The 17,743-nt window shown below is 69.1% G+C and carries 18 protein-coding genes and 1 tRNA gene; 11 read left to right on the top strand and 8 right to left on the bottom strand.

Annotation, left to right across the window (positions count from 1 at the left end; translation table 11 throughout):
• Positions 1-61: 61 nt before the first annotated feature.
• Positions 62-1,054, bottom strand: coding sequence for a malate dehydrogenase (locus BQ8420_RS28505; RefSeq protein ID WP_087103116.1), 993 nt, complete (start codon positions 1,052-1,054; stop codon positions 62-64).
• 261 nt (positions 1,055-1,315) lie between these two features.
• On the opposite strand from BQ8420_RS28505, the gene BQ8420_RS28500 reads away from it, so the two are divergent.
• Together BQ8420_RS28500 and BQ8420_RS28495 are read left to right on the top strand one after the other, a co-directional pair.
• Positions 1,316-1,389: transfer RNA gene (locus BQ8420_RS28500), tRNA-Ile, on the top strand.
• A 373-nt stretch (positions 1,390-1,762) separates the two neighbouring features.
• Complete coding sequence (locus BQ8420_RS28495) at positions 1,763-3,664, top strand: GDSL-type esterase/lipase family protein (protein ID WP_087103114.1); 1,902 nt, start codon at positions 1,763-1,765, stop codon at positions 3,662-3,664.
• A 1-nt stretch (position 3,665) separates the two neighbouring features.
• Here the strand turns inward: BQ8420_RS28495 and BQ8420_RS28490 are convergent, their stop codons facing one another.
• Positions 3,666-4,286 carry a TetR/AcrR family transcriptional regulator gene (locus tag BQ8420_RS28490; RefSeq protein ID WP_087103112.1) on the bottom strand — a complete coding sequence of 207 codons (621 nt, stop codon included), beginning with the start codon at positions 4,284-4,286 and terminating at the stop codon, positions 3,666-3,668.
• Positions 4,287-4,375: 89 nt separating this feature from the next.
• Complete coding sequence (locus BQ8420_RS28485) at positions 4,376-5,152, bottom strand: glycerophosphodiester phosphodiesterase (protein WP_087103110.1); 777 nt, start codon at positions 5,150-5,152, stop codon at positions 4,376-4,378.
• A 231-nt stretch (positions 5,153-5,383) separates the two neighbouring features.
• On the opposite strand from BQ8420_RS28485, the gene BQ8420_RS28480 reads away from it, so the two are divergent.
• Positions 5,384-6,154: a DeoR/GlpR family DNA-binding transcription regulator gene (locus BQ8420_RS28480; RefSeq protein ID WP_087103107.1), complete on the top strand. Its 771-nt coding sequence runs from the start codon at positions 5,384-5,386 to the stop codon at positions 6,152-6,154.
• Here BQ8420_RS28480 and BQ8420_RS28475 read toward each other — a convergent pair.
• A complete protein-coding gene (locus tag BQ8420_RS28475; protein ID WP_087103105.1) occupies positions 6,144-7,385 on the bottom strand; it encodes an MFS transporter in 1,242 nt (413 codons plus the stop codon). The genes BQ8420_RS28480 and BQ8420_RS28475 overlap by 11 nt on opposite strands.
• Positions 7,386-7,481: 96 nt before the next feature.
• On the opposite strand from BQ8420_RS28475, the gene BQ8420_RS28470 reads away from it, so the two are divergent.
• A complete protein-coding gene (locus BQ8420_RS28470) occupies positions 7,482-9,092 on the top strand; it encodes a sensor histidine kinase (protein WP_087103103.1) in 1,611 nt (536 codons plus the stop codon).
• Between the two features lie 53 nt (positions 9,093-9,145).
• Positions 9,146-9,811, top strand: coding sequence for a response regulator transcription factor (locus BQ8420_RS28465; protein WP_087103101.1), 666 nt, complete (start codon positions 9,146-9,148; stop codon positions 9,809-9,811).
• On the opposite strand, the gene BQ8420_RS28460 is transcribed toward BQ8420_RS28465, so the two are convergent.
• Both BQ8420_RS28460 and BQ8420_RS28455 read right to left on the bottom strand, forming a co-directional pair.
• Positions 9,772-10,071: a DUF4031 domain-containing protein gene (locus BQ8420_RS28460; RefSeq protein ID WP_087103099.1), complete on the bottom strand. Its 300-nt coding sequence runs from the start codon at positions 10,069-10,071 to the stop codon at positions 9,772-9,774. The two genes, BQ8420_RS28465 and BQ8420_RS28460, sit on opposite strands and share 40 nt — an antisense overlap.
• Positions 10,068-10,514, bottom strand: a complete 447-nt coding sequence (locus BQ8420_RS28455; protein WP_087103096.1) for an Lrp/AsnC family transcriptional regulator — start codon at positions 10,512-10,514, stop codon at positions 10,068-10,070. The genes BQ8420_RS28460 and BQ8420_RS28455 overlap by 4 nt, the downstream gene beginning before the upstream one ends.
• 149 nt (positions 10,515-10,663) lie before the next feature.
• On the opposite strand from BQ8420_RS28455, the gene BQ8420_RS28450 reads away from it, so the two are divergent.
• The 3 genes from BQ8420_RS28450 to BQ8420_RS28440 all read left to right on the top strand — a co-directional run bounded on the left by BQ8420_RS28450 (position 10,664) and on the right by BQ8420_RS28440 (position 14,419).
• Positions 10,664-11,575, top strand: coding sequence for a tryptophan 2,3-dioxygenase (locus tag BQ8420_RS28450; protein ID WP_087103094.1), 912 nt, complete (start codon positions 10,664-10,666; stop codon positions 11,573-11,575).
• Positions 11,576-11,625: 50 nt separating this feature from the next.
• Complete coding sequence (gene kynU, locus BQ8420_RS28445; RefSeq protein ID WP_087103092.1) at positions 11,626-12,864, top strand: kynureninase; 1,239 nt, start codon at positions 11,626-11,628, stop codon at positions 12,862-12,864.
• Positions 12,865-13,555: 691 nt separating this feature from the next.
• Positions 13,556-14,419: a hypothetical protein gene (locus tag BQ8420_RS28440; RefSeq protein WP_087103090.1), complete on the top strand. Its 864-nt coding sequence runs from the start codon at positions 13,556-13,558 to the stop codon at positions 14,417-14,419.
• 96 nt (positions 14,420-14,515) lie between these two features.
• Here the strand turns inward: BQ8420_RS28440 and BQ8420_RS28435 are convergent, their stop codons facing one another.
• A complete protein-coding gene (locus tag BQ8420_RS28435; RefSeq protein WP_087103088.1) occupies positions 14,516-14,713 on the bottom strand; it encodes a hypothetical protein in 198 nt (65 codons plus the stop codon).
• Positions 14,713-15,771 (bottom strand): thiamine pyrophosphate-dependent enzyme, encoded by a 1,059-nt coding sequence (locus BQ8420_RS28430; protein WP_087103086.1) that lies wholly within the window; start codon positions 15,769-15,771, stop codon positions 14,713-14,715. Before BQ8420_RS28430 ends, BQ8420_RS28435 begins: the two co-directional genes overlap by 1 nt.
• A gap of 133 nt (positions 15,772-15,904) precedes the next feature.
• On the opposite strand from BQ8420_RS28430, the gene BQ8420_RS28425 reads away from it, so the two are divergent.
• The 3 genes from BQ8420_RS28425 to BQ8420_RS28415 are packed head-to-tail and all read left to right on the top strand — an operon-like array spanning position 15,905 to position 17,647.
• On the top strand, positions 15,905-16,345 hold the full coding sequence (locus BQ8420_RS28425; protein WP_087103084.1) for an Lrp/AsnC family transcriptional regulator: 441 nt from the start codon (positions 15,905-15,907) through the stop codon (positions 16,343-16,345).
• 23 nt (positions 16,346-16,368) lie between these two features.
• Entirely contained in the window at positions 16,369-17,145 is a 777-nt protein-coding gene (locus BQ8420_RS28420; protein ID WP_087103135.1) for a PhzF family phenazine biosynthesis protein, read from the top strand.
• Between the two features lie 10 nt (positions 17,146-17,155).
• Positions 17,156-17,647, top strand: coding sequence for a hypothetical protein (locus BQ8420_RS28415; protein ID WP_087103081.1), 492 nt, complete (start codon positions 17,156-17,158; stop codon positions 17,645-17,647).
• Positions 17,648-17,743 lie beyond the last annotated feature (96 nt).

Here is a 17,743-nt window from a genome sequence, read left to right as displayed (position 1 = left end):
GAAGACGATGGCGGGCACCCCCTTCATGGGAGGTGCCCGCCATTCGTGCTCGCGGGGGGTCCTACTTGACCAGACCGAGCTTGCGGACGGTGTCGCGCTCCTCGACGAGCTCCTGGACGGAGGCGTCGATGCGGCCGCGGGAGAACTCGTCGATCTCCAGGCCCTGCACGATCTTCCACGCACCGTTCTCGGACACGACCGGGAAGGAGGAGATGATGCCCTCGGGCACACCGTAGGAGCCGTCGGACGGGATGGCCGCGGAGGTCCAGTCGCCCTCGGGGGTGCCGTTGACCCAGTCGTGGACGTGGTCGATGGCGGCGTTGGCGGCGGAGGCGGCGGAGGACGCGCCACGGGCCTCGATGATCGCGGCGCCGCGCTTGGCGACGGTCGGGATGAAGTCGTTCTCCAGCCAGGCCTGGTCGTTCACGGCCTGGGCGGCGTTGGAGCCGTTGACCTCGGCGTTGAACAGGTCCGGGTACTGGGTGGCGGAGTGGTTGCCCCAGATGGTGAGCTTCTTGATGTCGTTGATCGACACGTCGAGCTTCTTGGCGAGCTGGGTGAGCGCGCGGTTGTGGTCGAGGCGGGTCATCGCGGTGAAGCGCTCGGCCGGAACGTCCGGGGCGTGGTTCTGCGCGATGAGGGCGTTGGTGTTGGCGGGGTTGCCGACCACCAGGATGCGGACGTCGTCGGCGGCGCCGGCGTTGATGGCCTCGCCCTGGGGCTTGAAGATGCCGCCGTTGGCTTCGAGGAGGTCACCGCGCTCCATACCCTTGCCGCGGGGGCGGGCACCGACCAGCAGGCCGACGTTGGTGCCCTGGAAGGCCTTCTTGGCGTCGTCGAAGATGTCGATGCCCTGGAGCAGGGGGAAGGCGCAGTCGTCGAGCTCCATCGCCGTGCCCTCGGCGGCCTTGACGGCCTGGGGGATTTCGAGCAGGCGCAGCTTCACCGGGGTGTCGGCGCCGAGCAGCTGGCCGGAAGCGATCCGGAACAGCAGGGCGTAGCCGATCTGGCCGGCGGCGCCGGTGACGGTGACGTTGACGGGTGCTTTGGACATGCGTGAACTCTCCTGACGACGATGTGCGGCCCGCGATGTTACCAACGGGTTCGAGGCGGCTCCGGCGCCGGGCCCAGGGGGTACGGCCTGGCGAGTGCCGCGTCAACCCACCCTAGACCGCGCTCCGCCGGCGCCTGTGACCAAGGTCGGGTCAGGGGCCGCCCTGGGTGTACGGGGGGTCGGGCAACCCCTGCTGAGTAACGGATTCGAGCGAGGAAACGGCGGACACATCCTGTTAGGATGACGTTTGCCAACGGCGGAGGGCCGGTAGCTCAGTTGGTTAGAGCAGGGGACTCATAATCCCTGGGTCGCGGGTTCGAGTCCTGCCCGGCCTACCCCTCTCACCTGTGTGGATTCCCTTGCCGAGTGGCGCCGGCGGTGCGTTTCGCCCGTCGGCGCTCCGGACTCTCCCAATACAGTCGTCCAGAGTGGGTTTCGACGCCTCTCTCGGTTTTCGTGACGTTTGTCCGAATGGTTCTCCCATTTGTGCATTTGGTCGACTTCTTGGGCAAAGCCGAAAGCTCGTTCGAAAACGGTGCGCTCGGTCACGCCCGGGGACGCCTGCCAACGGCGGGGTGACACCCCCGATCTCCCCTAAACTGGCGGGCGGCCCGAGGGGACGGGCGTGTCCCAGGTCTCAGCAACCATCACCGGATCGGGGACGTCGGACGGGTCGAGGGACATGGTGCAACCGGGGGAAGGCGTGGGGTGGGCGGAGGTCGATCGACACGAACGGGGTGGCACCGGACCCGACCGACCCGTGCCCTTCGCTGGGTCGCCGCGGCGGTGGCGGGGGCGATCCTGGTGACCGGGATCGGTCCGGAGGACGCCTTCGAGGTGACCTACCGCACCGTTCCGGAGGCCGAGCGGTCGGACGCTCTGCCCCTGGCCTCCCTGCTGGACCGCACCGGTGTCTCCCAGGACGGCACCGCCGACGCCGGTGACCTGGACGGCGCGGGCAACAGCCTGTCCGCGCGCACGCTGGAAGCCGCCGGCTGGCTCCCCGGCGGCGAGATCACCCTCCTGGACACCCCGCTGAGCCTGCCCGCCTACGGGGAGGGACGCCCCGACCACATGGTCGCCGAAAGCCAACGCCTCGCTCTGGAGGACGTCCCGTCCCGGATGGACTCGGTGACCTTCCTGGCCACCGGGACCCGAACCGACGGCACCGGGGCCGACGTCCGCGGTGTGGGCAGCGTGGTCTACGCCGACGGCGGCGAGCACAAGTTCGACCTGGTCGTCCCGGAGTGGGCCGCGGGGCCCGCCGGAGACGCGGCCCTGACCCTGCCCTACGCCAACTCCTCGTCCGGTTTCGGTCAGGACGCCATCGGTTCGGTGCGCCTGTACGCGCGCTCGATCCCCTTGGACCCGGGCCGGAAGGTCGACCACGTGGTCATGCCCGAGGTCGCCGATCCCCGCGCGAACATGCACGTGTTCTCCGTGGGCGGTAGTCCCGCGGCGCAGGAGTGGACCGGAACCTGGGCTCGCGCCACCTCCGGGTACACCGAGGTCGGCCCATGGGAGGACCAGACCCTGCGCCTGGCGGTGCGTTCCACCACCGGCGGGCACAAGGTGCGCGTGCGGTTGGACAACACCTTCGCGGCGCGGCCGGTCACCATCGGGGCGGCGTCCATCGCCCTGCAGGAGGACGGCCCGACCACGTACGGCGCGGCCGTTCCGCTGACCTTCGATGGGGCGCCCGGCGCCGTCATCCCGGCCGGAGGCCGCCTGTACAGCGACCCCGTGGAAGTGTTGCTGCCGCCACATACCGAGGCCTTGGTCAGCATCCACCTGCCGGAACAGGTGACGGCGGCGCCGATCCACTACGCGGCGGTGGACACCAACTACACCAGCCCGCCGGGCAGCGGGGACCAGACCCTGGACCGCACGGGTGAGCCGTACACGGGCGTGGTGGACCAGTGGCCCTTCGTCACCGGTATCGAGGTGACGGACGGCCCGGGAGCGGTGGTGACCTTCGGGGACTCCATCACCGATGGCATCCGGTCGACCAGGGACGCGCACACCCGCTGGCCGGACGTGCTCAGCGACCGCCTGGGGCAGAGCCGGGACCTGCCCCACCCGGGCGTGCTGAATCTGGGGGTGGCCGGCAACAGGGTGACGGCCGACGGTTATCCGGGAGAGGGCGTCTCGGTCTACGCCAACGGCGTGAGCATGCTGCACCGGGCACAGCGTGACGTGTTCTCGCAGAGCGGCGTGGGGAGCATGGTGGTGTTCGCGGGGATCAACGACCTGCGTTGGGGAGCCTCCTCCGAGGAGGTGATCGCCGGCCTGAATCGGTTGGCGCGGATGGGGAACGAGCACGACGTGCGGGTGTTCGTGGCGACGTTGGCGCCGTGTGCCGGCTCGGCGCGTTGCACGGCGACGGTGGAGGAACAGCGGTACAGGGTCAACTCCTACCTGCGCGATCAGGCCCACGACCCGGAGTCGTCGTTCGCCGGGGTGTGGGACTTCGACGCGGTGCTGCGCGACCCCGAGTTCCCCACGCGGCTGCGGCCGGAGTACGACTCCGGTGACCACCTGCACCCGGGGGACGCGGGCCTGCGTGCGATCGCCGAGTCGGTGGACCTGTACGAGCTGCTCGGGGTGTGAATCAGCGCGGGCAGCCGAGCTGGTGGTGGATGACCAGGTCGACGTAGACCTCGCTCAGGTCCCGCAGACTCAGCCCGGCCTCGGGGTCGTACCAGTACACGAGCGATTCGAAGGTCTCCAGGACCTTGCAGGCGGACACGCCGGTGTCGGTCACGGTGAAGCGGCCTTCGGTGACCCCGGCGATGATGATCTCCCGCACGCGTTCGCGCAGACTGCGGTGCAACCAGACGAGCTCCCGGTGCCGTGCGGGGTCGATGGCGCGCAGGGTGGGCAGGAGCTCCTGGCTGAGCGCGAGGGCGGAGCGGTGCTTCCAGCCGCCGGTGATGTGTCCGCGGACGAGGTCGGCCATGCGTTCGGTGGCGGGCGCCCGCGGGTCGTCGGCGGTCAACCGGTCTTGGACGTGTTCTCGGGTGGCGTGCAGTACGACCGCGTGGACCAGGTCCAGACGGGTCGGGAAGGCACGCCGCAGGTTGGCGGCGTCGGTGTCGGTCTCGACGGCGATCCGATGGGTCAGGTCGGGCATGGGCATGCCGCGGGAGCCGTGCTCGTCGAACAGGCGGGCGGCGCAGTCCAGGACGGTGGCCGTAGTGCGCAGCGCGTGAGGGGAGAGGTCGGCCGTCATTTTCCGGTTATCTCAGTCGGTTGTTGTACGCCCTTGTATTCGACAGGGGTGGACGGACCCCTCCCTCCACCCCTGTCACGTGGGACTTGTCAGGGAACTCGATTCGGGCCGGCCACCCCGGGGGCAATGGGGGGAAGGGCACCGGAATCGGCTTCCACGGGTATCGGAGGCGCTTGTGCCCGGCCGGTGGTCAACGACACCAGGTCGTCGACGCGTTCGGTGGCGAGGGCGTCCACGCCCATTCCGATGAGCCGTGCCATCTCCGGGAAATCGTTCACGGTCCAGGCGACCAACCGCTGACCGGAACGGTGTATCTCACCGATCGTCTCCCGGTTCAGCAGCGTGTAGTGCGTGCCCAGGAAAGCGGGGCGCAGTGAACGCACCAGGTCCTGCGGTGGGGCCCCCGGTTGATCCCAGGCCAGCATCAGCCGTGCGCCCGGACTGCGCTCGCGCAGCGCCCGGAGCGCCTCCACCGGTCCGGTGAACAGGGCCTGGTCGACGAAGCCGTGTTCTCGCAGCACCGTGTCGGCGGCCAGCGCCGCCTCGGGTGAGAGCACGTCGATCATCAACGGGGAGGCCTCCCGGCCGCAGAACTCGGCCAGGACCTCCATCAGTGTCGGGACACGCCGCTCCACGTCCTCGCGAGCGGCGGCGAGCTCGGCCAGGGTCAATTCGCCCACCTGGCGAGTCTGGGAACCCGGGAGGGTCACGACACGTTCGTCCACCAGGACGGGATACCCGTCCGCGGTCAGGTGGACGTCGATCTTGACCAGGTCGACCCCGCCGCGCAAGGCTGAACGTAGTGCCGGCAGCGTGTTACCCGGGTAGCGTGCGGTGTCTCCGCGTAGTGCGATGGACAACGTCATGTGTCCAAGGGTCGCAAAAACCGGCGCCGCACGTGGTGCAAACAGGAAAAACGCCCACCAAGGCCCGTCCCTGTCGCGCTTGTGGCCGCAGCGGTACGGCCCCGCGCGGCCCCAGTGCGAGGGTTGTCACGTCGCGTCGGTCAGTTCCGGCCGCGGCGAACTGGGAAACTTTGTTATCGGGTGTCGGGACGGCACGGCACCCTCAGGCAGGCCCCGAGTGTGAGGCGAACGATGATTCCGGACCAACGGCGAGAGCACATCCTCAAGCTCCTTCAGGAGCGTCATGTGCTGAGTATCAACGAGCTCACGTCGATGCTGTCCGTGTCCCACATGACGGTGCGTCGGGACATCCAGGCGCTGGAGAACGACGGCAAGGTCCTGTCGGTCACCGGCGGGGTACGGCTGGCCGCCCGTCTCAAGAGCGAACCCTCCTACCTGGCCAAGGCCCAGCTGGAGGTGCCCGCCAAGCGGGCCATAGCGCGCGCCGCCGCCGACCTGGTGCGGGAGAACTTCACCATCTACCTGGACGCGGGCACGACCACGCTGCAGATGGTGCCGTTGCTCACCGAGAAGGTGGGGCTGACCGTCATCACCAGCGACTTCAACGTCGTCGGCCACCTCATGGAGTACCCGGGCATCGAGCTGATCCACACCGGCGGTGTGGTCTCGCACTCGGACCACTCCTCGGTCGGTCAGTTCACCGCGGACTTCCTGCGGCAGGTCAACGTGGACCTCGCGTTCATCGCGAGCAGCTCCTGGGACGTCGACCGCGGTTCCACCACCCCTTCCGAGGCCAAGGTGATCGCCAAGCAGGAGCTGCTGCGCATCGCCTCCAAGAGCGTCCTGGTGGTGGACAGCACCAAGTACGGCAAGTTCGGCACCTTCCGGGTGGCACGCCTGGAGGAGTTCGACCTGATCGTCACCGACGATCGGTTGCCCCGTTCGGCGGTGGACGAGCTCACCGAGCGCGAGATCCGTCTCCAGATCGTCCCTAGCGAGTAACGGCCTCTTCCAGGGCCCGCTCGTCCCGACGTGTGTACCAGTGCCCCCGCAACACCAGGGTGGTCATGGCGAACGAGACGACACCGCCCGCGGTGGCCAGCGCGAACGCGCCGTAGTGGCCATGGGCGTCGGCGAGGGTGCCGGCGACCATGGACCCCAGTGCCTGACCGAGGATCAGGCTGCTCAGCACGATGGCCATGGACTGCGAGAGCCGCTCGGGCGGTGCGGCCCGTTCGATCAGACCGAACAGGCTCACGATGTGCGGGCCGATCGCGAAACCGAGCACGAAGATCGTCACGGCGAGTGTCGCGGGCCCGTGCTCCAGGTACAGCGGCAGGGTGAGCAGGGCCAGGCCTCCCGCGGCCACCCGCGTCCTCGCGGTCAGGGTGAACCCCATCGGCAGCGAGGCCATCAGCAGGCCCGCCACGGCGCTGCTGGTCCCCATCACCGCGTACATGAGCCCTGACAGGTCGCCGTGCCCCGCGTTGGCGGCGAAGGCGGTCACACCGGTGGACATCCCACCGAAGAACAGGCCCTGGCAGAACATGGGGACGGTCAACACCATCAGCGCCGGGCGGCCGATGCGCCCGCCGCCACCGGGCGCCGGCGCGCTGCCGGGCGGGGCGGTGGGGTGCAGGGCGAACACGGTGCCGAACACGCCCAGGAGCACGGCGGCGCCGATGACGCTCGCGGTGGGGGACAGGGTCACGGTGAGGACGCCCACGAGGGCGGGGCCCAGGACGAAGGACGCCTCGTCCAGCACCCCTTCGACGGACATGGCGGCCGACACCGACCGTTCGCGTTCCGGACCCCGCTCGGTCCCCTTGCGGATCAGCACCACCCAACGGGTGCGGGCCATGGGCCCGACCTGGGGCAGGCACAGACCACCGAGCGCGGCGAGCACGACCAGCACCGGCAGTGGCGCGTCGGCGACCACCGCGGCGACGAGCACGGCGATCAGGGCGGTGTCCACGAGCGCGGTGACCAGGACCGGGAGACGTTGCCCGTGACGGTCGGCGAAACGGGCGATGACCGGTCCGCCCACGGCCTCCCCGAGCGCGAACGCGCCCGAGACCAGCCCCGCGGCGGCGACGCTGCCGGTGGTGACGGTGACGAGCGTCAGGAGCCCGATCAGGGTCATGGAGATGGGGAGACGGGCCAGGAAGGTGGCGAGGAGCAAGGGCCAACCGGCGATCCGGTGCATGCGCCGCAGGGTCTCAAGTGGTGACATCCGCCCTCGTTCTATACTCGCCCTCGGCCGCGAACCATCCCATGATAGGTCCACCGAAGTCCCGATTCGTGCCCGCGAATGTGTAGGTTCCCTCCCATGGAACACCCCCCTCCCCAGCCCCTCGGCGGACTACGCCGATTCCTCACCCCCGGACCCGGATGGCCCGACCGGGGAGCGGTCGTACGCGACGTCTTCCTGACCCTGGCCTTCTACCTGCTCATGGCCGCGGAACTGCACGTGTTGTCGGTGCTGGGAACCTGGAGCCCGTGGCACGTCCTGGTCGCCCTGGTCGGTCCGGTGGCGGTGGTGGTGCTCAGCCGATTCCATCCGATACTCGCTCCCTGCCTGGCCCTGGCCCTCGGCTACCTGCTCGCGGTCTTCGGCGTCGTGCTGATGTGCGCGGCCTACCTGGCGGGAAAGCGCTCCCCGAGGACGCGTCCGGTGGCGGCGCTCATCGTGTTCACGCTCGTGGTGTGCGCGGACGCGTGGTTCGTCGCGAGAGGGGAGGACCCGGTGTTCTGGGTCATCTCCGTCCTGTTCTCCGTGTTGTCCGTGGCCGTGCCGTGGTTGGTCGGCGTCTACCGACGTCAACAGGTGGAACTGACCGAGGGCGGGTGGGAACAGGCCCGTCGGACGCGGCGGGAGCAACGGCTGACCGCCGACCAGGCGCGGATGCGCGAACGTTCCCGCATCGCCCGCGACATGCACGATTCCCTCGGCCATGAACTCACCCTCATCGCGCTCCGGGCGGGTGCCTTGGAGGTCGCCCGGGACCTGGACGAACACCACCGGGAGAAGGTGGTCGAGCTGAGGGAGACCGCGGTCTCCGCCACCCGGAACCTGCGCGAGATCATCGGGGTCCTCAGCGATGACGAAGGCGAGCGGAGGGCGCCCATCAGCCCGGCCGACGAGAGCATCGCCGCACTGGTCGAACGGGTCCGCGACTCCGGGCTGCGGGTGATGCTCGTCTGGGAGGGGCCGATGGAGGATCTTCCCTTGATGGTGGACCGCGCCGCGCACCGGGTGGTGCAGGAATCCCTGACCAACGTCGCCAAGTACGCCTCGGAGTCGCGGGCCACGGTGCGGCTCACCGCCGACACCCGAAGACTGGAGGTCCGTGTCACCAACACCGCCACCCAGGGCGCCTCCGGCGGAGGAGCGGTCAGCGGTCATCGCGGACTCGTCGGCCTGCGAGAACGGGTTCGGCTGACCGGCGGCACCTTCGCGGCCGGCCCGAACGAGAACGGGTGGGAGGTGTGCGCGGTCCTGCCCCTGGACGGTGAGGCGGTGCCGGACGAGGAGATTCGCCCCGACGACGCCGCGGAGATCGATCGCCTGCAGCACAACGCCCGTCGCGGGGTCCGGAACTGGTCACTGGCGCTGTTCGCCGCCCCCGCCCTGCTTCTCGTGGCCGCGGTCGTCATGATGTACCTGCTCTTGCTCCAGGACGTCACGGAGCCCACGCTGTCCCCGGAGGAGTACGCCGAGGTCGAGGTGGGTCGCACCCGTGACGAACTCGGCACCCTGCTGCCCCTGTGGTCGCTCGGCGACGTGAGCCGGGCGACCCTGCAGGAGATCGCCGACTTCGACCCCGGCTGCGACCAGTACCGGGTCGGATCGGGAACGGTCGAGACCGACGCGGACTTCTATCAACTCTGCTATGAGGACGAGGTGCTCGTCTTCAAGGAGGAGCTGCGGGGCCCGTGATACCGCCGTTGTGGGATGCTTCCCGCGGACCATCGACCCGAGGAGGAACGTTCGTGATCAGGGTGCTGCTCGCCGACGACGAGGCGATGATCCGCGCGGGTGTGCGGGCCATCGTGGAGAGCGACCCGGAGATCGAGGTGGTGGCCGAGGCGGCGGACGGACGCGAGGCCGTGGAACTCACCATCGCCCACCGCCCCGACGTCGTCCTGCTCGACATCCGGATGCCCCGGATGGACGGCTTGGCCGCCACCGCCGAACTCCGCAGGGTCGCACCGGACATCCGGGTCGTCATCCTGACCACCTTCGGCGAGGACGAGTACATCTCCCAGGCGCTCGGCGACGGGGCCGCCGGGTTCCTGCTCAAGGCCGGTGACCCGCGCGAACTCATCTCCGGGGTGCACGCCGTCGCGGCCGGCGGCGCCTACCTGTCCCCGCAGGTCGCGCGTCAGGTGATCAGTCGGATGGGCTCCGGGAGGGCGTCCCGGGAGGCCGCCGCCACCGAACGTCTGACCGAACTCACCGATCGCGAGCGCGAGGTGCTCGCCCTGGTCGGAACGGGGATGTCCAACGCCGACATCGCCGGACGCCTCTTCTTGGTCGAGGGCACCGTCAAGAGCTACGTGAGCGCCATCCTCAACCGGCTCGGTCTGAAGAATCGGGTGCAGGCCGCCATCCTCGCCTACGAGGCGGGTCTGGTGGACAGGGAGGCCGAACGATGATCCCCCTTGGGCCTGCGCAGCCCTGAGGCGCGCAATCGGGTGACCAGCTCGCGTCCGCTGACGTGCTCGGCGCCGAGCGCCACCGCCCGGGCGTGCAGGTGTTCGGGGATGTCGTAGTGGTCGCGTTCGAAGGCACGCTCGGGAACCCCCAGCCCACGGGCGAACGCGTGCAGTTCGTCGAGGGACTCGTCACTGACCAGGTGCGCGAAGAGCCACCCGCGCGGGCCCGGCCAGACCGGGGTGTCGACCAGGATGCTCACGGCGCCTCCGGTACGGTCACCGCGCGCCAGGGCACCGGGCTGGACATGACCATGGTGCTGGAGGGGCGACCGTGCTCGGCGAGCTGGTCGATGACCTCCTCGAAATGCTCCATGGAGCGCACCGCGATGAGTAGGAAGCAGCAGGCGTCCCCGGTGACCCGGTGCACCTGAAGGATCTCGGGCAGCTCCAGCGAGGATCGTTCGCGCAACAGGCAGTGGGCGCCGAAGCACTCCATCCGCACCAGCGCCGTCACCGGCAGTCCGGCGGCGGCCGGGTCGACGTGGGCGTGGTAGCCGGTGATGACCCCGCGGTCGGTGAGCCGGCGGACCCGGTCGGCCACGGCGGGCGCCGAGAGGTTGACCCTGCGGGACAGCTCGTTGAACGACAAACGCCCGTCCCCTTGGAGCTCGTGGAGGATCCGTTGATCAACACCGTCCAACATACTTTTCGTTCCCAAGGTCGACATCGGTTTCCTGTAACGAATGTAAACCCGATCAGGGATCCGCGGCACCATCGGCCATTCCTTCCTCGGGTGATTTGTCCGATCATGTGAACTCACGAAGTCACGCCGTACCCGAGGGGTAGATAGCAATGCTCTCCAACACGCCCGTCCAGCAGTGTCCCTACGCACCCGCCGAGAGCGGCGCGGAGGACGCCGCGACGGCCCGGGCCGACAAGGCCGAGAGCAACCGGGGAAAGCCCACCCTGGAGTTCGACCGCAACACCCCCTACGTGGACTATGTGGGCATCGACACCCTGCTCGACCTGGAGCGACCGCGTACCGACGAACCCGCCGAGTCCGCGTTCATCGTCACCACCCAGGTGATGGAGTTGCTCTTCCCTCAGGTGCGGCAGCGTTGGGAGGCCGCCCGCGACGCCCTGGAGGCCGACGACGTGCCCACGGCCCTGGCCTCGCTGCGCAGCGCGTGCAACGCCCAGGACGTGCTCAACTCCTCCTGGGGTCTGCTCGCCGACATGACCCCGACCCAGTTCAACCGGTTCCGGGACGCCTTCGGTGAGGCCTCGGGCTTCCAGTCCTACGGTTACCGAAAGCTCGAATTCGTCCTGGGCAACAAGTCCGCCGCCCTGATCCGCCCGCACAAGGCCATGGGCGGAGTGGTCTCCGAACTCACCGAGCTCTTGGAGCGCCCGAGCCTGTACGACGCCGCGCTGCGCCTGCTGCACCGTCGCGGTCTGCCGATCCCCGACGCGGTCGCCGAACGCGATTGGACCGGTGAGTACGAGCCCTCCGACGAGGTCGAACGCGCCTGGCTGGAGGTCTACGACGACGACCGTCCCGGCAACGAGCTGTTCCTGCTGGCCGAGGGCCTGATGGACGTCGCCGAGCGGGTGACCCGGTGGCGTCACCTGCACCTGATGGCGGTGAAGCGCACCATGGGGGGTAAGCCCGGAAGCGGCGGGTCGAACGGCCTGAAGTGGTTGGCCCGCATCGCCGAGCGGGACGTCTTCCCCGAGCTGTGGTCGCTGCGCAGCACGGTGTGACGCCCACTCGAACCGAACCTTCGAACCACGTACGCAGGAAGCGGGATCCGATGACACCCACCACCCGTGAGGAGTGCGCCGCCCTGGACGCGGCCGACCCCCTCGCCCACCTCCGCGAGGAGTTCGTCCTCCCCGAAGGGGTGATCTACCTCGACGGCAACTCACTGGGCGCGCTGCCGCGTTCCACCCCCGGTCGGGTCGCCGACATGATCGAGCGTGAGTGGGGACAGGACCTCATCCGCAGCTGGAACGACGCCGGCTGGTGGGACAAGCCGCGCACCCTGGGCGCGAAGGTCGCTCCGCTGGTGGGCGCCGACCCCGACGAGGTGATCGTCGGCGACGGTACCTCCGCCAACCTGTTCAAGTGCCTGATCGCGGCGTTGCGGCTGTCCGGTCGCTCGGTCGTGCTGGGGGAGGCGGGCAACTTCCCCACGGACCTCTACGTCACCGAGGGTGCCGCCGCCCTGACCGGCGCCCGGCAGCGCCGGATCGACCCGGACGGCCCCGAACTGGCCGCGGAACTGGCCCGGGGGGACGTGGGCGTCCTACTGCTGAGCCACGTGGACTACCGCAGCGGTGTCCTGCGCGACATGGCCGGCATCACCCGCCTGGCCCACGAACACGGCGCCCTGGTGGTCTGGGACCTGTGCCACAGCGCCGGAGCCGTCCCCATCGAACTGTCCGGCCAGGACGTGGACTTCGCCGTGGGGTGCACGTACAAGTACCTCAACGGCGGTCCCGGCGCCCCCGCGTTCCTGTACGCGGCCCGTCGCCACCACGCGGCGGCCGAACAGCCGCTGAGCGGATGGCACGGTCACGCCCGCCCCTTCGACTTCACGCCCGACTACGAGCCCTCCCCGGGAGTGTCCCGGTTCCTCAGCGGCTCACAGCCGCTGGTCGCGGACGCTGCCCTGGAGGCGGGGCTGGACGTGTGGGCCAAGGCCGACATGGCCCGGGTGCGTGCCAAGAGCCTGGCCATGACCGACCTGTTCCTGGCGCGAGCGGCCTCGGTGGGCCTGTCCTCGATCACACCGGCCGAACACGACCGTCGGGGCAGTCAGGTCGCCTTGTCGCAGCCGGAGGAGGGCGCCGGATACCCGATCGTGCAGGCGCTGATCGAACGCGGCGTGATCGGTGACTTCCGTGCCCCCGACGTCATGCGTTTCGGATTCACCCCGCTGTATCTGCGTTACGTGGACGTCTTCGACGCGGCCGCCCACTTGGTGGAGGTCGTGGAGTCGGGGGAGTGGCGTGCCGAACGCTTCAATCGCAGGTCACAGGTGACCTGACCCGGATGATCCGGATTCGACTCCCCGGTGGGACGACCCACCGGGGAGTTCTTTACGTCCGATGGACCCGGAGACGGCACAGGCTTGCGTGGTCTTTACCACGATCGCCCACTGCGAGAGCGCGTCGGACGGAACTCCGTTTCGTGACCTGCCGGTGCCTATGTGGGCCTTGGAGCCGGTTCTGGCCCGTATCGCACCGGGTGAATCGGTTTATGACGAGAACCACCCGTGGGCTCGAACGCCGCCCGCGCCCAACGCTCGGAACTCCTGTCGCCAGGGGTTTTTCGTGATTTCGGGAGCTTTGTCGGGCCGCGTCATTTCGTAATTTCCCGAACACGCACCGTCATTTTACCCATGGGCCGTCGGTACTTTGCCAAAGCCTGGGTTAGTGTCCTTCGTGACCGGTTCGTTATGGATCTTTAACGAGCCGGTGCCGAGCCCTTGACCGGCCACAGGCCGGAAGGGAAGACGAGGCCTTCTTTCGTCTCGGGGAACGAGCCGCGCGAATCCAAGTGCCGGCTGTACGGCGGAGCCGATCCGGCCCCCCGTTCCCACCCGCCACTCGCCGCCAGCGACGCGGGAAGTCCCATGACCTGATCACACCCACCGGGTGCCGCTCCGCGTGCGTCCGTGTGCCCTGACCTGTCCTGGGCGGCCTCCTCGGCCCTGTCACCAACCTGGCTGATAATCCATGAGCAACGACACTCCCATCCAATACGGCGAAGTCACCGCGACCTATTTCTGGGACGACGGTTCCGGCGTCAACGGTGACACGGGTGCGCCCGCAGGCGGCGAGCCCATGCAGAAGGGGCTTTTCTCCAGCCCCAGCTGGCCGTTGGGCACCGAGGGCTACATCGAGTACGAGGGTGAGCAGCACGAGTTCTTCATCGGTGACCGCGGTCCCGGTGAGCCCTCCAACGACTGCGACGTCCTCTTGGACATCGACGGCAAGACCTTCGCCGACATGATGGGCGAGGAGTGGGACGACGAGTCCCTCGTCGTCAACGGCGGCAACGGTCACGCAGAGGTCGAGTACTTCATCACCGAGTGGGGCGACGGCAACGGTGAGGAGGGCGCTCCGCACCCCTTCCAGCAGTCCGACAACAAGTGTGAGGACGCGGTCGCTCCGGTCCCCGAGGAGCACCTGCCCGAGGAGGAGAAGGCCGAAGAGGAGGAAAAGGCCGAGGAGGAGAACTCCGAGGACGACTCCGAAGAGCAGGCCGAGCAGGACGCGAAGGAAGAGGAGCAGCAGGACTCCGCTGCCGCGACCTCCGAGGACGAGGGCCAGGACTCCGACGTCACCGCCGAGACCGCGGCCAACGACCTCTCCGGATTCGGCCTGATGAACGCCGAGGGCACGCCTTCGGCCGCGGGCCTGCTGACCCTGGCGATCATCCCCGCGATCCTCATCGCACTGGCCTTCGCCTGGATCCGTCGTCCCTCCGGCGCCCACGCCGGCGCCACCGACGACAGCGGCAAGGGCGTGATGGCCGAGAGCAACGGCCGCCACGGCATCGCCTCGTTCATCGACCGCCTGCGCGGTAAGGGCGAGTAGCAGGACGACCCCGGGGGTCCACGTAGCCAGGTGTTCCTCCTGGCGGGGGGAGCTCAAGGACTCCCCGAAGGGCCGCGCTCACCGCGCGGCCCTTCGTCATGGGGGGTGGTGGGCGGGCCGTCGATCGCCGTTGACCGAGGCGGCCCGCCCGCCCGTTCCCGTGCCGTGGCCCACCAGGACGGCACCCGAATCCGCGTTGTGGTCGGCGGCGCCATTGCCGCCCGCGGAATCCGGGGCCTCCCGTGTGCTCGGCACGGTGATCCGAGAGAGGGAGATGAGGGACGTGTGCGCCATCAGGCCTCCCGCAACTCCTCTGCGAGTTCGTGTCGTTGCCGTTCCAGCACGGGCGGGACCTGGGCGTAGACGTCGGTGAACAACGACGCGGGATCGAGTCTGTCCTCGCCCGCCATCCGGTCGCGGACCGCGGTGGCGACCCGTTCGGCGTCGCGCTCGTAGATCCCCAGGAGTCCGTCGTCGACGATCTGCTCGTTGCGCAGCAGCATCTCCATGCGCATCAACGGGTCGCGCTCGACCCAGTACTCCACCTCGCCGTCGTCGCGGTACCGCTGCGGGGCGTCGGAGTCGGTGTGCGGATCGACCCGGTAGGTGAGCGCCTCCACGATGGCCGGGCCGCCGCCCGCGCGGGCCTCGGCCAGGGCGTGGGCGACCACGGCGTGCACCGCGGCGGCGTCGTTGCCGTCCACGTGGTAGCCGCGCATGCCGTGCCGGTGCGACGGCACGCTGGTCGCCCAGCGGTTGTTCTGGACCAGGAACACCACCGGGGTGTTCCACACGGCCGCGAAGTCGTAGGCCTCGTGGGCGTCGCCCTCACTGGTGGCGCCGTCGCCCATCAGGACCAGGGCGGCCACGTCCCGGCCCTTGCGTCGGGCGGCGTAGGTGAGCCCGACGGCGTGCGAGGCGTTGGTGGCCAACGGGGTGCACTGCGGGGCGCAGCGGTAACGGTGCGGGTCGTACCCGGAGCGCCAGTCCCCGCGGAAGAGCGTGAGCGTCTCCACCGGGTCCACGCCGTGCGTGATCATGGCGACGCTGTCGCGGTAGGTGGGAAAGAGCCAGTCCCGTTCTCCCAGGGCCAGCACCCCGCCGACCTGGGAGGCCTCCTGCCCCGTCGAGGACGGGTAGACCGCGAGTCGTCCCTGGCGGGCCAGGGTGCCGGCCTGCTGGTTGAAGCGACGTCCGATGACCATCGCTCGGTGGAGTTCGGCGAGTACGGCGTGGTCGGGAGCGGTGAACGAGGAGTGTTCGCGACGGCCGCCGTATCGGTCCACGAGGCGCACCGGTTCCTGGGAGGGCAGAGGAGGAACCGGACGAGTTCGCTCATCGGTGTGCTTCATGTCTTGAATATGAGTCGAATCACCCCATATTGTCGATGCCTTCACGCCGATGCTGGACGAACTGCCCAGTAAGGCCCCTAATGCTGAAGAACATCCAATATGTCCACGACGCAGACGGTATGAGGTAAGACACATGGCCGTGCAGCTGGACGACACCGACCGTCGGATCATCGCCCTCCTGCGTGATGACGGTCGAATGTCGATCCGCGCCGTCGCCGAGCGCGCGCACATCTCCCGGGCCAACGCCTACTCTCGGCTCGAACGCATCCGTAACCAGGGCGTCATCAGGGGCTTCACCGCCGTCATCGACCCCGAAAAGTACGGCACCGCCCTGTCCGCCTACGTGTCGGTGCGCATCGAACAGCACTCCTGGGAGAGGTTTCGCGAGTACCTGCGCGACATCCCCGAAGTGGACCACGCCGCCCTCGTCTCCGGCGACGTCGACCTGCTCCTCCTCGTGCGCGTCACCGACGCCGCGGCACTGCGCACCTTCGTCCTCGAACGTCTCCAACGTCTGCCCGAGGTCAAGAGCACCCAGACCATGTTCATCCTGGACGAGCCACACCTGCAATGACCGGCACGTCCTACTCTGAACGTATGGAATATCGAGTCGTCGACGCCTTCACCGACCGGCCCTTCGCCGGCAACCCCGCGGCCGTACTCGTCCTGGACGGCCCCTACGACGAGGCCTGGGCACAACGGGTGGCGGCCGAGTTCAACCTCTCCGAGACCGCCTTCACCCGACCCCTGGCGGACGGCACGCGTGAACTGCGTTGGTTCACCCCCGAGGTCGAGATCGACCTGTGCGGGCACGCCACCCTGGCCACGGCGCACGCGCTCGCCGAACTCGGAGTCGAGGGCCCCTACCGCTTCAGCAGTCGCAGCGGCCCCCTCACAGTGACCGCCGAGGACGGGCGGCTGTGGCTGGACTTCCCCGCCCGACCGGCGGAGAGGACAGACGCCCCCGAAGGACTGGCCGAACACTTGGGCGTGGAGCCCCTGTGGGTCGGTCGTGGCGGCACCGACGACCTGCTCGTCGAGGTCGCCGACGAGGCCGCCGTCCGCGCCCTCGCCCCGAACCTGTACGCCCTGCGCGACATCCCCGCGCGCGGCATCATCGTCACCGCGCCCGGCGCCGAATACGACATGGTCTCCCGGTTCTTCGCCCCGGGCTCGGGTGTGCCGGAGGACCCGGTGACCGGCAGCGCCCACACCGTGCTGGCGCCCTTCTGGGGCGAACGCCTGGGCCGCACCGAACTCACCGCCCACCAGGCTTCCGAGCGTGGCGGAGATCTGCTGCTGCGGTGGCGCGGCGACCGGGTCCACATCGGTGGATACGCCGTCTCCGTCGCCACCGGCGACCTCAAGGTCTGAGGGGGAACCCATGAAGCAGCGGAACACCAGCGAGCAGTGGAACACCAGGGACGAGATCATTACCGGGCTGACCCGCCTGGAGGAGGGTCACCCGGGCTGGGAGCGGCCCGCCGCCTACGCCGTCGGAGTGCACCGAGAGGGTAGAACCACCTTCACCCTGGTCAACGTCGGCGAGCGCCTTCTCCCCGCCATCGCCCTGGGCCTGGCCTGTGGGCACACCTCCGGCACCGCCACCTACGAGCTCACCCCGGAGCAGTTGGACGCGGCCATCGCCGGGCTGGCCCCGGCCGTCGGCTGCACCGAGATGGAACACCCCAATTACCACCATTGGGTGGGACTGGCGGAAGAACTCCGTGGGGGCGGTGGCCGTGAGGAGGGCGGTCGCGAGGGTGGTGGCTGGGAGGAGGGAGCTCAGGCAGTGGTGGTGTTCGTCGCCGCGCTGGAGGATGCACCCGTCGATGACCATGACCGCGCGTTCCGGGCCGCTATCGCCAGCGGTTGACCAGACGGGTGGGTGCCGGTGGATGCCAGGTGGGCGTCTCGTAGGTCTGTGGTGGGGCGCCTGAGGGGGTGGTCCTGCTGGTGTTCTGGCGCGGTG

The organism is Nocardiopsis sp. JB363 (assembly GCF_900143625.1).
GTDB lineage: Bacteria > Actinomycetota > Actinomycetes > Streptosporangiales > Streptosporangiaceae > Nocardiopsis.
Note: the sequence above shows the minus strand (reverse complement) of the source record. Positions and strands in the feature narration are given on the sequence as shown.

Bases quoted from the DNA above. Each gene is read 5' to 3' on its own strand.
- BQ8420_RS28490 (WP_087103112.1), bottom strand. From the start codon at position 4,286: ATGACGGCCGACCTCTCCCCTCACGCGCTGCGCACTACGGCCACCGTC.
- BQ8420_RS28420 (WP_087103135.1), top strand. From the start codon at position 16,369: ATGGAATATCGAGTCGTCGACGCCTTCACCGACCGGCCCTTCGCCGGC.
- BQ8420_RS28455 (WP_087103096.1), bottom strand. From the start codon at position 10,514: ATGTTGGACGGTGTTGATCAACGGATCCTCCACGAGCTCCAAGGGGAC.
- BQ8420_RS28475 (WP_087103105.1), bottom strand. From the start codon at position 7,385: ATGTCACCACTTGAGACCCTGCGGCGCATGCACCGGATCGCCGGTTGG.
- BQ8420_RS28435 (WP_087103088.1), bottom strand. From the start codon at position 14,713: ATGGCGCACACGTCCCTCATCTCCCTCTCTCGGATCACCGTGCCGAGC.
- BQ8420_RS28485 (WP_087103110.1), bottom strand. From the start codon at position 5,152: ATGACGTTGTCCATCGCACTACGCGGAGACACCGCACGCTACCCGGGT.
- BQ8420_RS28430 (WP_087103086.1), bottom strand. From the start codon at position 15,771: ATGAAGCACACCGATGAGCGAACTCGTCCGGTTCCTCCTCTGCCCTCC.
- BQ8420_RS28505 (WP_087103116.1), bottom strand. From the start codon at position 1,054: ATGTCCAAAGCACCCGTCAACGTCACCGTCACCGGCGCCGCCGGCCAG.
- BQ8420_RS28425 (WP_087103084.1), top strand. From the start codon at position 15,905: ATGGCCGTGCAGCTGGACGACACCGACCGTCGGATCATCGCCCTCCTG.
- BQ8420_RS28415 (WP_087103081.1), top strand. From the start codon at position 17,156: ATGAAGCAGCGGAACACCAGCGAGCAGTGGAACACCAGGGACGAGATC.
- BQ8420_RS28440 (WP_087103090.1), top strand. From the start codon at position 13,556: ATGAGCAACGACACTCCCATCCAATACGGCGAAGTCACCGCGACCTAT.
- kynU (WP_087103092.1), top strand. From the start codon at position 11,626: ATGACACCCACCACCCGTGAGGAGTGCGCCGCCCTGGACGCGGCCGAC.
- BQ8420_RS28480 (WP_087103107.1), top strand. From the start codon at position 5,384: ATGATTCCGGACCAACGGCGAGAGCACATCCTCAAGCTCCTTCAGGAG.
- BQ8420_RS28470 (WP_087103103.1), top strand. From the start codon at position 7,482: ATGGAACACCCCCCTCCCCAGCCCCTCGGCGGACTACGCCGATTCCTC.
- BQ8420_RS28450 (WP_087103094.1), top strand. From the start codon at position 10,664: ATGCTCTCCAACACGCCCGTCCAGCAGTGTCCCTACGCACCCGCCGAG.